Source organism: Ensifer sp. GW821-FHT05G01 (assembly GCF_059419585.1).
This window is the reverse complement of record NZ_JBWKSC010000015.1, coordinates 183,641-200,687: the sequence shown is the minus strand read 5'-3', so window position 1 is coordinate 200,687 and position 17,047 is coordinate 183,641. Positions and strand designations below refer to the sequence as shown.

The 17,047-nt window shown below is 61.2% G+C and carries 16 protein-coding genes and 2 pseudogenes; 11 read left to right on the top strand and 7 right to left on the bottom strand.

Going from position 1 to position 17,047, the window contains the following annotated elements; all coding sequences use genetic code 11:
- Window positions 1–20 precede the first annotated feature (20 nt).
- The 3 genes from kdgD to kduI form a co-directional block, all read right to left on the bottom strand.
- Window positions 21–932 (bottom strand): 5-dehydro-4-deoxyglucarate dehydratase, encoded by a 912-nt coding sequence (gene kdgD / locus AC07UR_RS29670; protein ID WP_209792046.1) that lies wholly within the window; start codon window positions 930–932, stop codon window positions 21–23.
- A gap of 105 nt (window positions 933–1,037) precedes the next feature.
- The gene (kduD, locus tag AC07UR_RS29665; RefSeq protein ID WP_209792049.1) at window positions 1,038–1,781 is read right to left on the bottom strand and encodes a 2-dehydro-3-deoxy-D-gluconate 5-dehydrogenase KduD; all 744 of its coding nucleotides are present in this window, start codon (window positions 1,779–1,781) and stop codon (window positions 1,038–1,040) included.
- Window positions 1,778–2,602, bottom strand: a complete 825-nt coding sequence (gene kduI / locus AC07UR_RS29660; RefSeq protein ID WP_209792051.1) for a 5-dehydro-4-deoxy-D-glucuronate isomerase — start codon at window positions 2,600–2,602, stop codon at window positions 1,778–1,780. Before kduI ends, kduD begins: the two co-directional genes overlap by 4 nt.
- Before the next feature lie 256 nt (window positions 2,603–2,858).
- Here kduI and AC07UR_RS29655 point away from each other — a divergent pair, with 256 nt between their 5' ends.
- The 9 genes from AC07UR_RS29655 (at window position 2,859) to AC07UR_RS29615 (ending at window position 10,825) form a co-directional block, all read left to right on the top strand.
- Window positions 2,859–3,653, top strand: coding sequence for an NAD-dependent epimerase/dehydratase family protein (locus AC07UR_RS29655; RefSeq protein ID WP_209792053.1), 795 nt, complete (start codon window positions 2,859–2,861; stop codon window positions 3,651–3,653).
- Between the two features lie 4 nt (window positions 3,654–3,657).
- Window positions 3,658–5,175: an aldehyde dehydrogenase (NADP(+)) gene (locus tag AC07UR_RS29650; RefSeq protein ID WP_209792055.1), complete on the top strand. Its 1,518-nt coding sequence runs from the start codon at window positions 3,658–3,660 to the stop codon at window positions 5,173–5,175.
- An 82-nt stretch (window positions 5,176–5,257) separates the two neighbouring features.
- Window positions 5,258–5,995 carry a FadR/GntR family transcriptional regulator gene (locus tag AC07UR_RS29645; RefSeq protein ID WP_209792057.1) on the top strand — a complete coding sequence of 246 codons (738 nt, stop codon included), beginning with the start codon at window positions 5,258–5,260 and terminating at the stop codon, window positions 5,993–5,995.
- Window positions 5,996–6,077: 82 nt separating this feature from the next.
- Window positions 6,078–6,827 (top strand): FadR/GntR family transcriptional regulator, encoded by a 750-nt coding sequence (locus tag AC07UR_RS29640; RefSeq protein WP_173421654.1) that lies wholly within the window; start codon window positions 6,078–6,080, stop codon window positions 6,825–6,827.
- 62 nt (window positions 6,828–6,889) lie between these two features.
- Complete coding sequence (locus tag AC07UR_RS29635) at window positions 6,890–7,204, top strand: cupin domain-containing protein (RefSeq protein ID WP_209792059.1); 315 nt, start codon at window positions 6,890–6,892, stop codon at window positions 7,202–7,204.
- Between the two features lie 108 nt (window positions 7,205–7,312).
- A complete protein-coding gene (locus AC07UR_RS29630) occupies window positions 7,313–8,335 on the top strand; it encodes an ABC transporter permease (RefSeq protein ID WP_494700221.1) in 1,023 nt (340 codons plus the stop codon).
- The gene (locus AC07UR_RS29625) at window positions 8,335–9,222 is read left to right on the top strand and encodes an ABC transporter permease (protein WP_209792061.1); all 888 of its coding nucleotides are present in this window, start codon (window positions 8,335–8,337) and stop codon (window positions 9,220–9,222) included. The genes AC07UR_RS29630 and AC07UR_RS29625 overlap by 1 nt, the downstream gene beginning before the upstream one ends.
- 5 nt (window positions 9,223–9,227) lie before the next feature.
- Window positions 9,228–10,064 (top strand): ABC transporter ATP-binding protein, encoded by an 837-nt coding sequence (locus AC07UR_RS29620; protein WP_209792063.1) that lies wholly within the window; start codon window positions 9,228–9,230, stop codon window positions 10,062–10,064.
- Window positions 10,064–10,825, top strand: a complete 762-nt coding sequence (locus tag AC07UR_RS29615; RefSeq protein ID WP_209792065.1) for an ABC transporter ATP-binding protein — start codon at window positions 10,064–10,066, stop codon at window positions 10,823–10,825. The genes AC07UR_RS29620 and AC07UR_RS29615 overlap by 1 nt, the downstream gene beginning before the upstream one ends.
- Before the next feature lie 700 nt (window positions 10,826–11,525).
- Here the strand turns inward: AC07UR_RS29615 and AC07UR_RS29610 are convergent.
- The 3 genes from AC07UR_RS29610 to AC07UR_RS29600 form a co-directional block, all read right to left on the bottom strand.
- Window positions 11,526–13,124 carry an ABC transporter substrate-binding protein gene (locus tag AC07UR_RS29610; protein ID WP_209792068.1) on the bottom strand — a complete coding sequence of 533 codons (1,599 nt, stop codon included), beginning with the start codon at window positions 13,122–13,124 and terminating at the stop codon, window positions 11,526–11,528.
- A gap of 88 nt (window positions 13,125–13,212) precedes the next feature.
- Complete coding sequence (locus tag AC07UR_RS29605) at window positions 13,213–13,842, bottom strand: SGNH/GDSL hydrolase family protein (RefSeq protein ID WP_209792070.1); 630 nt, start codon at window positions 13,840–13,842, stop codon at window positions 13,213–13,215.
- Window positions 13,843–13,861: 19 nt separating this feature from the next.
- On the bottom strand, window positions 13,862–15,010 hold the full coding sequence (locus AC07UR_RS29600; RefSeq protein ID WP_173421646.1) for a mandelate racemase family protein: 1,149 nt from the start codon (window positions 15,008–15,010) through the stop codon (window positions 13,862–13,864).
- A gap of 107 nt (window positions 15,011–15,117) precedes the next feature.
- Here AC07UR_RS29600 and tnpB point away from each other — a divergent pair, with 107 nt between their 5' ends.
- Window positions 15,118–15,537, top strand: coding sequence for an IS66 family insertion sequence element accessory protein TnpB (tnpB, locus tag AC07UR_RS29595; RefSeq protein WP_234942012.1), 420 nt, complete (start codon window positions 15,118–15,120; stop codon window positions 15,535–15,537).
- 55 nt (window positions 15,538–15,592) lie between these two features.
- Window positions 15,593–15,907, top strand: a pseudogene (locus AC07UR_RS29590) (IS66 family transposase); the annotation flags it as partial.
- Here the strand turns inward: AC07UR_RS29590 and AC07UR_RS29585 are convergent.
- A pseudogene (locus AC07UR_RS29585) lies at window positions 15,907–16,189 on the bottom strand (alcohol dehydrogenase catalytic domain-containing protein); the annotation flags it as partial. The pseudogenes AC07UR_RS29590 and AC07UR_RS29585 overlap by 1 nt on opposite strands.
- Window positions 16,190–17,047: the final 858 nt, after the last annotated feature.

The window sequence follows — 17,047 nt, the reverse complement described above, 5'->3', positions numbered from 1 at the left end:
TTCCTCCTGCTATCGCCGTGTCAGGCCTTGCGCTTGTGCGAACCGATGAGGGTATCGAGCATCGTGAGCTCCTCATCCGTCAGATCCACGAGCGGCGCGCGCACCGGGCCGGCGTCGAAGCCCTGCAGCCGCACACCCGCCTTGATTGCCGAGACGGCGTAGCCCTTGACCCGATTGCGGATCGCCATGAACGGATAGAAGAAATCCGTCAGGATGCGGGCGCAGGTGGCGCGGTCGCCGGCGCGAAGTGCAACGTAGAACTCGTTGGCAAGACCCGGCACGAAGTTGAACACCGCTGACGAATAGGTGGTGACACCGGCACCGAGATAGGCTTCGGCGAAGATCTCGGCCGTCGGCATGCCGCCCAGATACATCAGGCGATCGCCCATCTTGGCGGTGACCTGGCGCAGAAGGCCGATGTCGCCCGTGCCGTCCTTGAAGCCGATCAGGTTCGGGCATTCGTCGCAAAGACGGGCAAGCGTATCAGCCTGCAGTACGGAGTTGTCACGGTTGTAGACCATGACGCCGATACCGACCGACTGGCAGACCTTCTTGATATGCGCATAGAGACCTTCCTGAGGCGCATCGATCAGGTAGTGCGGCAAAAGCAGGATACCGTCAGCGCCAACCTTTTCGACCGAACGGGCGATATCCACGGCGATATCGGTTCCGTAGCCGCAACCCGACACGATAGCGGTGTCGCCTGCCGCTTCCTTGGCCGCCGCGACCACACCAGGAATCTCGTCCGGCTTCAGCGAGAAGAATTCCCCGGTACCGCCGGCTGCGAAAAGCACCGGAGCGTCATAGCCGGCAAGCCATTCGACATGCGCCTTGTAGCTTTCCGGCGCGAAACGCCCTTGCGCGTCGAAATGCGTGACCGGGAAGGAAAGAAGGCCGGAGCCGAGGGCAGCCTTGATTTGTTCAGGGTTCATTTGTGTTTTCCTCTGTGCGTGCTTCAGATGTAAACGTAGTCATACATACTACATCTGTCAATAAGTTATCATACAAGTTATATGATAACCGCATCGCCTGGCGGATCACCGCGCCAACCAGCCACCGTCCACGTTGAGAATGGCGCCGTGCACGTAGTCTGCCGCCGCCGAAGACAGAAAGACTGCCGCACCCGCAATGTCTTCCGGTCGACCCCAACGATTGGCCGGAATGCGATCGAGGATCGCCCTGTTGCGGTCCGCGTCGGCGCGAAGCGCCTCGGTATTGTTGGTTTCAATGTAGCCGGGCGCGACCGCGTTGACATTGATGCCCTTGGCCGCCCATTCGTTTGCAAGCAGCTTGGTGAGACCGGCAACGCCGTGTTTCGCAGCTGTGTAGGATGGGACCCGAATTCCGCCCTGGAACGAAAGCAGCGACGCGATGTTGACCACCTTTCCGCGTCGCCCTTTGGCCAGCAATTCCTTTGCGAAGGCCTGCGTGGTGAAGAAGAGCGCCTTCAGGTTTACATCGATCACCGCATCCCAGTCGTCTTCGGTAAAATCGACCGCGTCAGCGCGCCGGATGATGCCGGCGTTGTTGACCAGGATGTCGATGCCCTGATCCTGAAATACGCCGCGCGCGGCCATGGGATCGGCAAAATCGAGGGAAAGGCCACTCGCCTTGCCGCCCGCCTTCGCGACCAGACCCAATGTCTCTTCGGGCGCACGACGGGCAGCGCAGATGACCTCCGCTCCTGCAGCGGCAAGCCCAACCGCAATCGCTTGGCCAAGGCCGGTGTTGGAGCCAGTGACCAGAGCTTTACGTCCTTGAAGCGAAAAGGAATTTATCATTTTAGATCCTTCGGCTGAATGAAGTCCATGTCGGTGTAGTCGACATTGTCCCCAGCCATGGCCCAGATAAAGGTGTAGGAGCCGATACCGGCGCCGGAATGGATGGACCAGGGCGGAGAGAGAGCACCCTCCTCATTCGCAATGAACAGGTGACGGGTCTCCTGGGGCTCGCCCATCAAATGCAGAACCCGGGACTTTTCATCCATGCCGAAGTAGAGATAGGCTTCCATGCGACGGTCATGGATATGCGAGGGGATGGTGTTCCAGACGGAGCCGTCCTCCAGGGTCGTGTAGCCAAGAACCAACTGGCAGCTCTCCATCACGAGCGGGTGGATGAACTGATTGATGGTGCGCTTGTTCGAGGTTTCCGACGCGCCCATTTTCACTTCCTTGCTTTCGGAAGCAGTGACGAGACGCGCCGGCAAGCTACGGTGCGCGGGGCAGGACGTGATGTAGAAGCGACCTTCGCCCGCAAAGGTCACGGCCCCCGTCCCGGCACCGAGATAGAGCACATCGCCGCGGTTCAACGTGTAGACCTGCCCGCCGGCGGTCACCGTTCCGGCATCGCCGATATTGACGATGCCCATTTCACGGCGATCGAGGAAGGACGGGGTCTTCGTCTCCTCCACCTTGTCGAGCGTCAGCGGCTTGCCGCCAGGCACGGCGCCCCCGATCACGAAACGGTCATAGTGGGTGTAGATCAGCCGGATCTCTCCGGTTTTGAACATCTCCTGCGCTAAGAAATGCTTGCGAAGCCCCGACGTATCGAGCGTTTTGGCGTATTCCGGATTGACGGCCTGCCTTGTTTCAACGGTCAGCATAAATTTCCTCCATCACGTTGTAGACTACATATCATATATGTTACCGTTATTGTATGATATGTTCGTCGAGGTCAAGATGCCAGCCGGAGCGATGCGAAAATGACGGTGGTCCGGGGCCGGCGTTTCGCCAGGGTCAACCGCTCTTAGCCACGGCCAGCTCGAAGCACGCAGCAGCGTCGCTCCTGCCGAAGGCGTCGTCTGACATCGGCGTATGCCTGCACTGGGCAGTGCCGCGATTTGTAAAAGGAAAACGGAATTGAGACGCCTTCTGATCACCGGCGCCGCAGGCCAGCTCGGCCAGGTCATGCGCAAACGCCTTGCGCCACTCGCAAAGACCGTTCGCCTCGCAGATCTCGCACCTCTCGATCGTCCTGAGGAGAATGAGGAGTGCATGACCTGCGATCTTTCCGATGCCGCCGCAGTGCATGAGATGGTCTCGGGCTGCGACGGCATCGTCCATCTCGGCGGCATTTCTGTCGAACGGCCGTTCGATCAGATCGTTGGCGGCAATATTGTCGGTCTCTACAATCTCTATGAGGCCGCCCGCGCACACGGCCGACCGCGGATCGTCTTTGCCAGCTCCAACCACACCGTCGGCTACTATTCACAGACCGAGCGCCTCGGGCCGGACGCACCCTTTCGCGCCGATGGGCTCTATGGGGTTTCGAAATGCTTCGGCGAGGCGCTGGCCCGCATGTATTTCGACAAGTTCGAGCAAGAGACTGCACTTGTGCGCATCGGCTCCTGCACGCCGGAACCCACCAACTACCGCATGCTGTCGACCTGGTTTTCCCACGACGATTTCACCTCGATGATCGAGGCCATCTTCCGCGTGCCGGTGCTCGGTTGCCCGGTCATCTGGGGCAGTTCGGCCAACGACGCCGGCTGGTGGGACAATTCGCATGTCGGCTGGCTGGGCTGGAAGCCAAAGGACAATGCCGAGATCCATCGGGCGAACATTGCCACACACACGCAGAAGCCCGACCCGAGCGACCCGATGGTCCGCTTCCAGGGCGGCGGCTTCGTCAACAATCCGATCTTCAAGGAGTAGAGAAATGACATATGTGCCGCATGGCAAGCATCTGGTTGCGGGCGAATGGCTTGCAACGCAGCCTACGTTCCGCAGCGAGCCTTCCCACGGCGACGCCTTCGAATTCTCCGTCGGCACGGTCGAGTTGGTGAACAGGGCGGCGGACGCCGCAGAAGAGGCTTTCTCGTCCTATGGTTACTCATCCCGAGAGACGCGCGCCGCGTTCCTCGACACCATCGCCGACGAGATCGAAGCCCGCGGTGCCGAAATTACCGAAATCGGCACCTCCGAGACCGGTCTGCCTGCCGCCCGGCTGAACGGCGAACGCGGCCGCACCACGGGGCAATTGCGCCTGTTTGCGTCCCACATTCGCAAAGGCGAGTATCTCGACCGGCGCCGTGACGAGGCTTTGCCGAACCGCGCGCCCCTGCCCCGCCCCGATATCCGCCTCATGCAGCGGCCGATCGGCCCCGTCGCCGTCTTCGGCGCGTCCAATTTTCCGCTCGCCTTCTCGACCATGGGCGGCGACACTGCCTCGGCGCTCGCCGCCGGCTGCCCGGTCGTCGTCAAGGGGCACTCGGCCCATCCCGGCACAAGCGAGATCGTGGCAGAGGCCGCCGATGCCGCCATCCGGAAAAGCGGGCTGCACCCGGGCGTATTCTCGCTGATCCAGGGGGGCCGCCGAGATGTCGGCACTGCGCTCGTCACGCACCCGCTCATCAAAGCGGTCGGCTTTACCGGTTCTCTGGCCGGTGGCCGTGCGCTCTTCGATCTTTGCGTCTCCCGCCCCGAACCCATTCCCTTCTTCGGCGAACTCGGTTCGGTGAACCCGATGTTCATCCTGCCGGAAGCCGCGAAGGCCCGAGGCGCCGAGATCGCACGGGGTTGGGCAGTTTCGCTGACGATGGGTGCCGGCCAGTTCTGCACCAATCCAGGCATCGCAGTGATCCTTGCCGACCACGCCGACGCATTCGCAGAAGCGGCCCGCGCCGCACTTGGCGAAGTCGGTCCGCAGGTCATGCTGACTGAAGGCATGGCCAAGGCCTATCGCGAGGGAAGCGTGCGCATCGCCGCAGGTGCCGGCGTGCGCGAGCTGCTTGCCACCGCCTGCGATCTTCGCAACGCCACGCCCTACCTTTTCAGGGTTTGCGCCACGGAGTGGCTCGCAAACCACGTGCTTGCCGAAGAAGTGTTCGGTCCGCTCGGTCTTATCGTGACCGTCGAGACGATCGAAGAGATGCTGGCGGTCGCAAAAAGCTTTGTCGGTCAACTCACTGCCACGCTGCATCTCGATGAAGCCGATACGTCACTGGGGCGCAGTCTGCTTCCAATCCTTGAACGCAAGGCGGGTCGCGTGCTGGCCAATGGCTACCCGACCGGGGTCGAAGTCTGCGACGCCATGGTGCACGGCGGCCCTTACCCCGCATCCACCAACTTCGGCGCCACATCCGTCGGAACCCTCTCTATCCGAAGGTTCCTGAGGCCGGTCTCCTACCAGAACATTCCGGAGGCACTGCAGTTCGAGGATCTCAAATCGAGCTAGCAACGGATTGCGCCATTGCCCGACAGTGGCGTATCCACAACCAACTGCGGATTACCGCCTCTTGCATCGAATGGCCAAGTGTATGACGAAAGCGACAGCCCAAGATACTGCTCCCCCGCAAACCACGACGCTGGTGGTCAAGGTTGCAGATGCGCTTCGCGGGCGCATTTCCAAGGGGCATCACAGACCGGGCGACCGGCTTCCCTCCGAAGCCCAGCTGACGCAGGAATTCGGCGTGAGCCGCACGGTCGTGCGCGAGGCGATCGCAGCACTTCGTTCCGATGGCCTGGTAGAACCGCGCCAGGGCGCTGGCGTCTTCGTTCTCGATCCAACCCTTTCCGAACGTCGTCCGTTCCAGAATGTCGACCTCGCGCGCGTTTCGTCGCTGATCGAGATGCTCGAACTTCGCACGGCCGTGGAAGGCGATGCCGCAGGGCTTGCCGCGCTGCGGCGTTCCCCGGGACAGGAAGAAAAGATCGTAGAGGCCCTCGACGCCTTCCGCACGAGTTCGGCCGAGGGCCGACCGAGCGCCGAGGCCGATTTCGCCTTTCACCTCGCAATCGCCCAGGCGACCAACAATCCCCGCTTCGGCGAATTCCTGCAGATGCTCGGCCCGACGCTTATCCCCCGACGGGCAGTGACCGAGAGCGGTGAGGAGACGGCTCTGCCTCCGGCCGACATCGAGCGGCTCGTGGAGGAGCACGAAGCGATCCTCATCGCCATTCAGAATGGCGACGAGACGGCGGCTCGCGCCGCCATGCGCGCTCACCTGAAAAACAGCCAGATGCGCTACCGCTCCATGCTGCGAACGCCTCGCTGAGCATCGCCGAAAACAGCCTGCACTTGCATTCGGACAGATAACCGATAACATGCCAGACAGGTTCAATGCAGGTGAAGCAGACATGGAAGCCGAGAACAATTACGCCAGAGGCACGTCTCTGGCTGCAAAGATCAGCACCGACCTGCGTCGCGAGCTGACCGATGGCGTCTTCAAGCCCGGTGACCGGCTTCCGAGCGAAAGTGCGCTGACCCGCGAGTACTCCGTCAGCCGCACCGTGGTGCGTGAGGCGATCGCCATCCTTCGCGCCGACGGCCTGGTGGAGGCACGCAAGGGTGCGGGCATCTTCGCGCTCCAGACCTCAGAGGGAAAGAAACAGCCGTTCAAGGATCTGACCACCGAACGGATTTCTTCGGTGATCGAGCTTCTGGAACTCAGGACGGTCTTCGAGGTGGAATCGGCGGGACTTGCGGCGTCACGCCGTTCCGCCGCGCAGATTGAAGCGATCCTCGAGGCCCATCATCACGTTGGCGAATGCCTGGCGACAGGAAGCCCTACCAGAGACGCGGATTTCGAGCTGCATCTCGCCATCGCCGAGGCCACGCAAAATCGCCGCTTCCCGGAATTTCTCCAGCTGATCCGATCCGGCATCATCCCGCGCGGCGAACTGCAGGGCTCCGCCCCCGGCTCGCGCCCGAAAGACTACAACCTCCATCTTCAGGAAGAACACGGCCTGATCGTCGATGCCATCATCGAAGGCAACGCCGAGACAGCGCGCGAGCGCATGCGCGCCCATCTCCGCGGCAGCCTCGATCGCTACAAGGTCTTGCTGCGCTCACGCACCCTGTCGCCGGAAGATATAAACCTGTCGTAGCTTGTCATACAGATATTAGTACATGTATGTTGATGATGTCACACACCATCAACGAGGCCTTCATGTCCCTTCCTGTCTTTCCCGCCACCCCGACCGACACCGGCATCATCCGTCAGGTGTTGTCTCATTCACCTGAAATCATGGTCGTGTCCTTCCGCTTCGAAAGTGGCGCCGAAGGCCGGCTGCATAGCCATGCGCACGTGCAATCGACCTATGTCGCACGCGGCCGCTTCCGCTTTTTTCGCGATGGCGTCGCCTATGAGCTCAATCCCGGCGACAGCCTCGTCATCCCGGGAAACACCGAGCACGGCTGCCAATGCCTGGAGGCGGGAGAGCTTATCGACTGCTTCACGCCCCGTCGCGACGACTTCCTCTGATCGATTGGCTTGACAGTATCGACAACCTGTGACAGGTTTCATTAAGTTGTCATACAGGATAGGAGCCTGTACCGCCGCACCGTCTGGCGAATGACAAACGGAGGAATCATGTCACACCGTCGCATACGCTTCTATGGCGCGGCCGGGCAGATCGGGACCATTGCGGTCACGCTGCTCGGCCTGCTTCTCCTGACCTTCTTCATCGGCCGGTTGATGCCGGCCGACCCCGTGCGCGCCATCGTCGGCGAAGATGCGACCCGCGAGACCTACGAGCAGGTGTACCGTTCGCTCGGCCTTGATCGTCCGCTCTGGGAACAGTTCTTCTATTATCTCGGCGATGTCTTCACCGGTAATTTCGGCACGTCCATCCGCACCGGCCAACCCGTCATCCAGGATATCCTGCATGTCATGCCGGCGACGATCGAGCTCGCCACGTTCGCTATTCTCATCGGCGCGGGGCTCGGCGTGCCGCTCGGCGTCTTCGCCGCCGTCAACAAGGACCGCTGGCCGGACCATGTCGTGCGCGTTTTCAGCCTTTTCGGCCATTCGATGCCGATCTTCTGGACGGGTATGATTGCTCTCATCGTCTTCTACGCCCATTTCGGGCTGGTCGGCGGCAGCGGGCGGATGGACCAGTTCTACATCGGCCTTGTCCACGAGCGCACCGGATTCCTGTTGATCGACAGCCTGATCGCCGGCGAAATGGATGTGTTCTGGTCGGCCGTGAACCACATCATCCTGCCTGCGACCCTGCTTGGCTACTCCTCCTCTGCCTACATCACCCGCATGACCCGCAGCTTCATGCTCGACCAGCTCGGCCAGGAGTATGTGACGACGGCCAGAGTGAAGGGACTTTCGCGCAACCAGACGATCTGGCAGCACGCCTTCATCAACATCCGGGTCCAGCTCGTCACGATCATCGCGCTTGCCTACGGCTCATTGCTCGAAGGCGCAGTGCTGATCGAGACCGTCTTTGCCTGGCCGGGATTTGGCCAATATCTCACCAACAACCTCATCACCGGCGACATGAACGCCGTCATGACCTGCGTGCTGATCGTGGGCGTCATCTTCATCGGGCTCAATCTTCTCTCCGATGTTCTCTACCGCATCTTCGACCCGAGGACACGCTGATGTCGACCCGCACCGAAACCGCTCGCCGCCTGCCGGCACCGCTGCTTGCACTGAAGAACATCGTGCTGTTCCTGTTGAAGAGCCCGACATCAGCCTTCGGCCTTGCCGTGCTGACGCTGCTCATCCTCGTCGCCGCCTTCGCGCCGCTGATCGCCACGCACGACCCCTACGCGCAGGATCTTGCCCTGACGCTGCAGGCGCCGGGCAACGGGCATCTCTTCGGCACCGACGAGCTTGGCCGCGATATCTTCAGCCGCCTAGTCTGGGGCGCCCGCATCACGCTGACGATCATCTTCCTCGTGTCGATTGTCGTCGGCCCAATCGGCCTCATCATCGGCACCACCGCCGGCTATCTCGGCGGCAAGGTTGATACGGTGATGATGCGTATCACCGACATATTCCTGTCGTTTCCGAGCCTCATCCTCTCGCTCGCCTTCGTCGCAGCATTGGGCCCAAGCCTCAACAACGCCATCATCGCCATTGCGCTCACCTCCTGGCCGCCGATCGCCCGGCTGGCCCGCGCCGAAGCCATGACCTTCCGCAAGGCGGACTATATCTCCGCCGCCAGATTGCAGGGCGCGTCCCCGGCGCGCATCATCGTCAAGTCGATCATGCCCATGTGCCTGCCGTCGGTCCTCATCCGCCTGACGCTCAACATGGCGACCGTCATCCTCACGGCAGCGGGCCTCGGCTTCCTCGGCCTTGGCGCCCAACCGCCCTTGCCGGAATGGGGCGCCATGATCGCGACCGGCCGCCGCTACATGCTGGACAGCTGGTGGCTCGTCACCTTCCCGGGCATCTCGATCCTGACCGTCAGCCTTGCATTCAACCTGCTCGGCGACGGATTGCGCGATGCGCTCGATCCCAAGCAGATGAACCGGAGGTGAGCCCGATGGACAAGTCAATTCTCGAAGTCGACAATCTGCGCATCCGCTATGGCGGCGCTTCGGCAGAAGCCGTCCGTGGCGTCTCCTTCACCCTTGGCCGCGAACGGCTGGGCATCGTCGGCGAATCCGGTTCCGGCAAGTCGACCGTCGGGCGCGCGCTGCTGCGCCTTCTGCCCGGCGCGACGATCACCGCGGACGAATTGCGGTTTGGAGACCTCGATCTCCTGACGCTCTCCGAAAGGGAGATGCTGAAAGTCCGCGGCCGGCGCATGTCGATGATCCTCCAGGATCCCAAGTTTTCGCTCAACCCGATCCGCCGGGTCGGCGACCAGGTGGCGGAGACCTATCTGCGCCACTTCAAGTGCTCGAAGGCAGAGGCTCGCGACAAGGCGCTCACCATGCTGGAGGCGGTCAAGATCCGTGACCCGAAGCGGGTCTACGAGCAGTATCCACATGAAATATCCGGGGGCATGGGCCAGCGGGTGATGATTGCCATGATGCTTTTGGCCGACCCGGACCTCGTCATCGCCGACGAACCTACCTCGGCGCTCGACGTTACCGTCCGGCTTCAAGTGCTGAACATCCTCGACGGCCTCGTGCGCGACCGCGGCATTGGCCTCATCATGATCAGTCACGACCTGAACCTCGTGCGCAATTTCTGCGACCGCGTTCTTATCATGTATGCCGGTCGCGTCGTCGAAACGCTCGCCGCCCAAGACCTCGACAGGGCCGAACACCCCTACACGCGCGGCCTGCTGGCGGCCCAACCGCGGATCGGTGGAGGGCGTGCGCCCCTTGCCGTGCTCGACCGCCAACCCGAATGGCTGGAGGAGAAAGCCTGATGTCCGTATCCGTCGAAACGCGCGACGTATCGATCACCTTCGGCGTCGGCCCTGCCGCGGTCAGGGTCCTGCCGGGTGTCAGCTTCTCGGTCAGCCCAGGCGAATGTTTCGGGCTCGTCGGTGAAAGCGGCTCGGGCAAATCCACGGTGCTGCGCTGCATCTCGATGCTGACCGACATCTGGACGGGTGACATTCTCCTCAACGGCAAGTCGGTACGCGACATGCCGCTTATCGAGCGCTGCCGCACGCTGCAGATGGTGTTCCAGGATCCGTACGGCTCGCTGCATCCGCGCCAGTCGGTGCGCACTGTGCTCAACGAGCCGCTGGTGATCCACAAGCTCGGCGACCGCGAGGAGCGCATGCGCAAGGCGATCACCGATGTCGGCCTGCCCGTTTCCTTCCTCGATCGCTTTCCACACCAGCTCTCCGGCGGCCAGCGGCAGCGGGTGGCGATTGCCCGCGCGCTCATCCTGGAGCCTTCGCTTCTGCTTCTGGACGAACCGACGTCGGCGCTCGATGTCTCGGTGCAGGCTGAGATCCTGAACCTGCTCCAGCGCCTGCGTGAAGAGCGAGGCTTCACCTACATCATGGTCACGCACGATCTGGCCGTGGTCGACCATATGTGCGACCGCTTTGCCGTGATGCTGCACGGAGAAATCACCGAAGTGCTGCCGCGCGAAGCGATCCCCGCAAACGGCGCCACGCATCCTTACGCTCGAGAACTCATCGGCGCCTCACTTGAATACGAAAGGGCGCATTGATCGCCCTCACCACGTTAGGTCCGGTAATCCCAACAAGGCGCCTCTGAATCACGGGGGCGCCTTTTAACATCAGGGCGATCCAACGGACCTGTCACCGATGTGTGAAATGACCAGAAAATAGCGGCAACGTCCGCGGCAACTTTGTCGCCAACTGCAAGGCAGGGATCGCGGCGGGCTTTCCGGATCACCCAGCCCTATCCGAACAACAAACAAAGTCCATCGCGGGCGTCTGCGTCGAAACGCCATGCTACGAGGTCTTCCGAAAACGGCTGCCTTCCACGCGGCGCCGTTCGACACCGATCCCTTTGACTGGAATTCTCGACTGCACCGAGGCTGTGCAATGGTATCTGACGCGCCGTCCTGGCCAACATCCGCTCGGCATTGCGGAACGCGCTCCAAGGGCCCCACCTTGTGCGTCTGTCCTTCAGAGGTCGACTTGTAGTAAGTGCGTAGAGTAACGCCAGACGTGAATTGGGCGCGTCGTTCGTTTCCCTTGGGAACTGCGATGTGAAGCCAGAGACCAGCGTGCAACAGCACTCTTCGCAGATGTCCGCTCTCGCTCACGTGGACAGCGATCCATGTTTTCGCGTGTGCCGACGAGGTGCCGGTTCGGATCGCTGTCGCAGCTTTTGTCTGGCCAACGTGAAAAGGCGCGTGTTGCCACGCGCCTTGTCCGAACTCGCTAAGAAGACCTGAAGGATCAGCGCTCCTTGGCGACACCCTCGAAACGGGAAAGCCAGGGGCTGACGATCATGCCCTTCACATCGCTTCGAAACGCAGCAGTATCGACCACTTCCGAGAACGGCTGGATCGACATGACGATCTCGTCCATGTAGGCCTGCACGCCTTCATAGAGTTTGGCCTGCTTGGCCGGATCGCGCTCGACCAGCGCTTCCTCGATCAGCTTGTTCAATTTTTCGTCGTAGAAGCTGGTGCGCCAGCTCTGGTAGTTGGTGAGCTTCGCATCGTCTGAATTGTCAGGATTGTAGGCGATGGAGCGCAGGTTGTTGTCCGGGTGCGGTTGCTGACCGCCGCCGCCGCGACCAAGCAACAGTTCGAAGTTTCGTTCGCGCATCGCACCGTAGATCTGGTCACCTGAACCGCTGATGAGTTCCGCCTGGATCCCCGCCTGGGCGAGCGTGTTCTGGATGGCGGTCGCCGCCTTCATGAAGGGGTCTTCGGAAAGGACCCGCAGCGTGGTCTTGAAACCGTCGGGGTAGCCGGCTTCGGCCAGCAGCGCCTTGGCCTTTTCCACGTCCAGCTTGTAGCCCTCATCCGGCAGCGCGCCTATAACGCCTGTTGACAGCGGCCGCTGATGCAGCTTGCCGTAGTAGGGCATAACGGCCTTGTCGAGGCCTTCGTAGTCGATGAGGTAGCGCAGCGCCTCGCGTACCTTCTTGTTGGCAAAGCGCTCGTCTTTCATCGAGACGCTGAGATAATAAAAGCCCGAACCCGGCGTTGATGCGATGGTAATCGCCTTGTCGGCCTCAAGCGACTTGAGATCCGGCGCCTGGAGGGAATAGGCAACGTCTATGTCGCCTTTTTCCAGAAGCAGACGCTGCGACTGGGATTCCGGCAGATGGCGCATCAGAACGCGCTTCATCGCCGCCTTCTCACCCCAATAGTCGTCGTTCCTCGTCAGGATGATGTATTCGTTCGACTTCCACTGGGTGAGCGTGAAAGGTCCCGAACCGGCAGAATTCAGCGTCAGCCAGGCGGCACCGAGGTCGCCGTCCTTCTCGTTCTCGAGCGCCGTCTTGCTGTCGAGTATGGAGCCGGGGCCATTCTGTGCCAGGATCATCAGCAACAGGTTCGGGTCATCGGGCTTCGCCAGATTGATCACGAAGGTATGGTCGTCTTCGGCGACAAAGGCCTTGTCGGCATTCTCGAGCGTGAACCCACGCGTCTTGAGGAAGGACGACTGCGCCAGGTTGCGGGCGAGCAGACGCTTCAGGCTCCAGGCCACGTCGCCGGCCGTAACGGGATTGCCGGAAGCAAATTTCGCATCGGCACGCAGGTGAAAGCGGATCGACTTGCGATCCTCGGCGATTTCCCAGCGCTCGGCAAGACGCGGCTGGACGCTACGGTCCTGCGGCGAAAGGATGACCAGCGTGTCGTAGATGTTATTGAGCACCTGCACGGTCTCGCGGCCGGTGATGGCAGCAGGATCGAGCGTCAGAATGTTGCTCATGGTCGTGGCGACGACCAGTTGGTCGGCCGGTGTCTCGGCCAGCACGCCGATCGGTGCGGCCGTGGCGAGAAGCACGCCGAGCACGGCTTTTATGAAAAAGTGTCTCATGTTTCCTCCTTTTGCGGCCATCCTTGCGGATTTCGGCCTACCAGTTTGACAACCCGCCCGCCTGCTCCTCCGCAGGCGTTGAAACGGATCAGGCTAGAATTGCGCCGACGGGGACCGCGAGTGCACGGCCGATGGCGGCGGTCGCGGCCGCTTCCAAATGCACGCCATCGATCTCGGATCCACGCGCGACTGCACCTGCATCGAAGAACGCGTGGCCGAGTTCGCCGGCGAGCTTGCGGTAGAGCGGTGAGAGCCGCTCGGATTCCGCCACGCTCCGGCCGGCTGCCGGGTGCCCGCCTGGACCGGCGGAACAAGGCGGCGGTGCGACGATCAAAAACTTCGGCTTCGGCCCGCTCGGTTTGTAAGGAAAGGTGTCCACGATCTGCGCCAGGCGGCGCATGCCGGAAACGGCCCCTTCTGCGCGCCCGCCATGCACAGGCTTGATGTCGTTCGTGCCGAGCATGACGATCACCAGATCGAGCGGCATATGGCTGGCAAGCGCCACCTCCAACGCCTTGGCGCCATTGCGGCAAGCGGGTCCGGCATGGTCGTCGTAACAGGTGGTGCGCCCGCCGAGCCCTTCCGATATGACCTTTGCTGCGCCGCCAAGTTCCCGACCGAGAACGTCCGGCCAGCGGCTCTCCGGCGGATGGCGCAGACCCGTCGCTGGATCCGCACCCCAGGTCAGACTGTCGCCGAAGGCGAGAACGGTCTTCATTGCCCAATCACCTCGCTCGTCACCGTACGCGGTTGTTCTCGATGAAGTCGAAATCGATGTCCTCGCCGAGCCCTGGCCTATTCGGCACGTGGACATACCCGTCGCGATCCATCGGATCGGAAAGCGACTTCAGATAATCGTGGCCGTCGTCATATTCGAGGAACGGGTGCAACAGGCCGCGTTCGTACCAGCGGCAGTTCTTGGTGGCGGCCACCACATGCAGGTTCATCGCGGTGTTGCCATGCACTTCGCATTCCATGCCGAAGGCCTCGGCCAGATGCATGGTCTTCAGCGCGGGGGTAATGCCTCCGACGTCGTTGACGCCGGTGCGCAGTATGTCGCAGGCGCCCGCCTTGATCCACTCGGCGCGGTGCCAATGCTTGCCTGCAGCGCTTTCCGGACCGACCACGGGAATGTCGAGATTATCCGCAAGCCACTTGTAGGAAGAAAGCGATTGTTCATCCATCGGCTCCTCGATCCAGTCGAAGCCAAGCTTCTCAAGGCCACGCCCGAGTTCGAGCGCATCGGTGCGGGAATACCAGTGGAAGGCGTCGATCATCAGGCGGATATCCGGACCCACGGCCTCGCGGACGGCCGCGCAGGCCTTGAGATCCATTTTCACGTCAGGCGCCCAGCTGACCGGCGGCATCCAGGTGTGCAGCTTGATGCCCTTGTAGCCGCGCTTGACCAGCGTCTCGGCGAACCGACCGTAATCCTCCGGTGTTGCCAGGCCATTCTCCAGCTCGTCACCGCACATGATGGAGCCATAGGCCAGCACCTTGTCGCGATAGCCGCCGATCAACTTGTATACGGGTTGATCGAGTGTTCTGCCTGCCAGATCCCACAAGGCGCAATCGACGACGGCAAGCGTACGGTCGGTCAATTGCGCCGCCGATCCGCGCTGCCAGTGGGCGAGATCCTGCCACAGCCTTTCGCGATCGCGGTGATCCTGGCCGATAAGGACCTTCTTCACGAATTTCTCGATCAGATGCGGGCGAACGATTTCGGGCGCTGTGAAGGAGTGCCCTTCCTGCCCATCCTCCGTGCGCACGGTGAGCATTGCCTGCTCAACCTGGTGCGGCGGGCCTGGATGCGCGTGACCAGCACTATCGGAATGGCGGCGTGTGGTCGTGCGGAAGACCCGCACCTCGACGTCGGTGATGATCATTGTTCCTCCGGTATGCTGATATGGCCGGCTTCCCGCGCCATCCTGTATAACACATACTTAGACAGATCATCATCCGCTTGTCAAATCTGTATAACAAGTTTCTGAAAATGACTGACAAGATCTGCTCTCGGGAGATGCCTTGCGAATACCGCGCCTGCGACATTTACCGCTCTCCGTTCGGCCAAAGGGTTACAGCTTGGCTGCAGCGCCAGCGCCAGCCGGTCGATATGCGCCATGGGTTCGATGGTCTGTCGGCGGAGGTCGTCAACACGCTGAATGCCGATCCCTATAGTGGCCATCTCTTCCTCTTTCGGGGGAAAAGAGGCGGCTATTTAGAGGCTCTGTATTGGGACGGAACTGGGATGTGCCATTTTGCCGAGCAACTGAAGCACGGCAGGTTCATTTGGCCGTCGATCATCGATGGTGTTCCGCAGATGTCGGCGGCCCAACTTGCGCTGCTCGTTGAAGGGATGGACTGGCGGCGAACGCGGATGCCTGACACTCTGCCGAAGCCGGCGACGGCGTAGTAATGAATTGTTTTTGCGGATAAAATCGTAACAGGACAAGGCTCCTTGTGCTACGGATGAGCGCGAAGTGCTGGAATATTTGCCTTCGCTCTTCAAGCGGGTCGTGCATCTTCGACCGAAGATGAGTTGCCGGGCCTGCGAGATGATCGTGCAGGTGCCAATGCCGTCGCTGCCGATCGAGCGCGGCCGTCCTGGCCCCAACCTGCTTGCCCATGTCCTGGTCTCCAAATACTGCGACCATCTTCCCTTGCATCGCCAGAGCGACATCTATGCTCGAGAAGGCATCGACCTTGATCGTTTGACGCTTGCCGGATGGGTCGGGGTGATGGTGGTGCTGCTGAAGATCCTGAGTGAAAGGATCGGTGCCCACTCGCGGCATTCTGCCGTATAGAGCGGAATGACATGATCGCCGGGCGCGACGCTCGTTACCCCCTCCCCCACCTCGATGACGACACCCGCACCTTCTTGACCGAGGACGACGGGAAAAATGCCCTCCGGATCCGCACCTGACAACGTGAAGGCATCGGTGTGGCAGAACCCCCGCATGCGAGATCCGCACCAGGACTTCGCCTTTCTGAGGCGGAGCGACATCAAGCTCCACAATTTCCAGTGGTTCGCCAGGCGCAAATGCGACAGCGGCACGTGATTTCATAATGATCCTCGTTTCCTGTTTTGGTCTCACTATCGAGATTGGTGTTCCGGGATATCCAGTGCCGACATGCCGCGATCGAAAAGCAGAGCATGACGGAGGAGTGATGGCAGAGGGTCGAGAGCGCACGTTCGCTGTTGATTTGCCCGACGCGGATACGACAGACTCCGGTATCTAAACCTGGGGCATCGTCCAGGACCTTGTTTATGGGGATGCCCCCTAGCCGAGCTTTTCGGCCTGTCTCAGGAGGAAACCATTTGCGGACTGCCCCTCAAATCGTATCTCGATCGCGTTCATCCGGCAGACCAGCCACGTTTGGCCAAGCAGATCACCGAGACAATCGTTGGCGGACTGGCGTACAGTCTGCCTATCGCGTCAGGACGCGTGGTAGTCGCCATATCTCGTTGCCTTCGGACGATGTTTCCGCAATCGCAAAGGCACGCCGGTGCTCTACTCAGGTATAGTTGTCCTGGAAAGCGCGACTTCCACCAATGACAATCGACCACACTGAGTTGTTCGCTTCAGCCCTTCGAGCGCGATTCAAAGTCGCCTCTCAGGAGCGCGTCGCGAACACGGCCACCGGCCTATCGCGCGAAGCGTTGTGGTTGCAGCGGGTTCTCAAAACCGAACTGCCTTTCACCTGCGTCATCGAGCACGTAACGGCGTCCCCTCGCGACGACATTGACGCCAAGCGGCGAGCTTCATCAAAGCTGCTCCGCCTGGTAGAGAGATCTGAAGCTGCGCTCTGCTTTTTTACTGGGTGGACGACATCCAGACCCACCGTGCCATAGGCGTTAACCCCTTTTGTTTTCAGGGAAACATGCGATAGTTGAGATGCGGCAAGGCTAGGTCAGGAGGGGC

Coding starts and splice junctions, on each gene's coding strand:
- kdgD (WP_209792046.1), bottom strand. CDS start 932: ATGAACCCTGAACAAATCAAGGCTGCCCTCGGCTCCGGCCTTCTTTCC.
- AC07UR_RS29605 (WP_209792070.1), bottom strand. CDS start 13,842: ATGAAGACCGTTCTCGCCTTCGGCGACAGTCTGACCTGGGGTGCGGAT.
- AC07UR_RS29620 (WP_209792063.1), top strand. CDS start 9,228: ATGGACAAGTCAATTCTCGAAGTCGACAATCTGCGCATCCGCTATGGC.
- AC07UR_RS29650 (WP_209792055.1), top strand. CDS start 3,658: ATGACATATGTGCCGCATGGCAAGCATCTGGTTGCGGGCGAATGGCTT.
- tnpB (WP_234942012.1), top strand. CDS start 15,118: ATGACTGACAAGATCTGCTCTCGGGAGATGCCTTGCGAATACCGCGCC.
- AC07UR_RS29600 (WP_173421646.1), bottom strand. CDS start 15,010: ATGATCATCACCGACGTCGAGGTGCGGGTCTTCCGCACGACCACACGC.
- AC07UR_RS29640 (WP_173421654.1), top strand. CDS start 6,078: ATGGAAGCCGAGAACAATTACGCCAGAGGCACGTCTCTGGCTGCAAAG.
- AC07UR_RS29635 (WP_209792059.1), top strand. CDS start 6,890: ATGTCCCTTCCTGTCTTTCCCGCCACCCCGACCGACACCGGCATCATC.
- AC07UR_RS29610 (WP_209792068.1), bottom strand. CDS start 13,124: ATGAGACACTTTTTCATAAAAGCCGTGCTCGGCGTGCTTCTCGCCACG.
- AC07UR_RS29625 (WP_209792061.1), top strand. CDS start 8,335: ATGTCGACCCGCACCGAAACCGCTCGCCGCCTGCCGGCACCGCTGCTT.
- kduI (WP_209792051.1), bottom strand. CDS start 2,602: ATGCTGACCGTTGAAACAAGGCAGGCCGTCAATCCGGAATACGCCAAA.
- kduD (WP_209792049.1), bottom strand. CDS start 1,781: ATGATAAATTCCTTTTCGCTTCAAGGACGTAAAGCTCTGGTCACTGGC.
- AC07UR_RS29645 (WP_209792057.1), top strand. CDS start 5,258: ATGACGAAAGCGACAGCCCAAGATACTGCTCCCCCGCAAACCACGACG.
- AC07UR_RS29615 (WP_209792065.1), top strand. CDS start 10,064: ATGTCCGTATCCGTCGAAACGCGCGACGTATCGATCACCTTCGGCGTC.
- AC07UR_RS29630 (WP_494700221.1), top strand. CDS start 7,313: ATGTCACACCGTCGCATACGCTTCTATGGCGCGGCCGGGCAGATCGGG.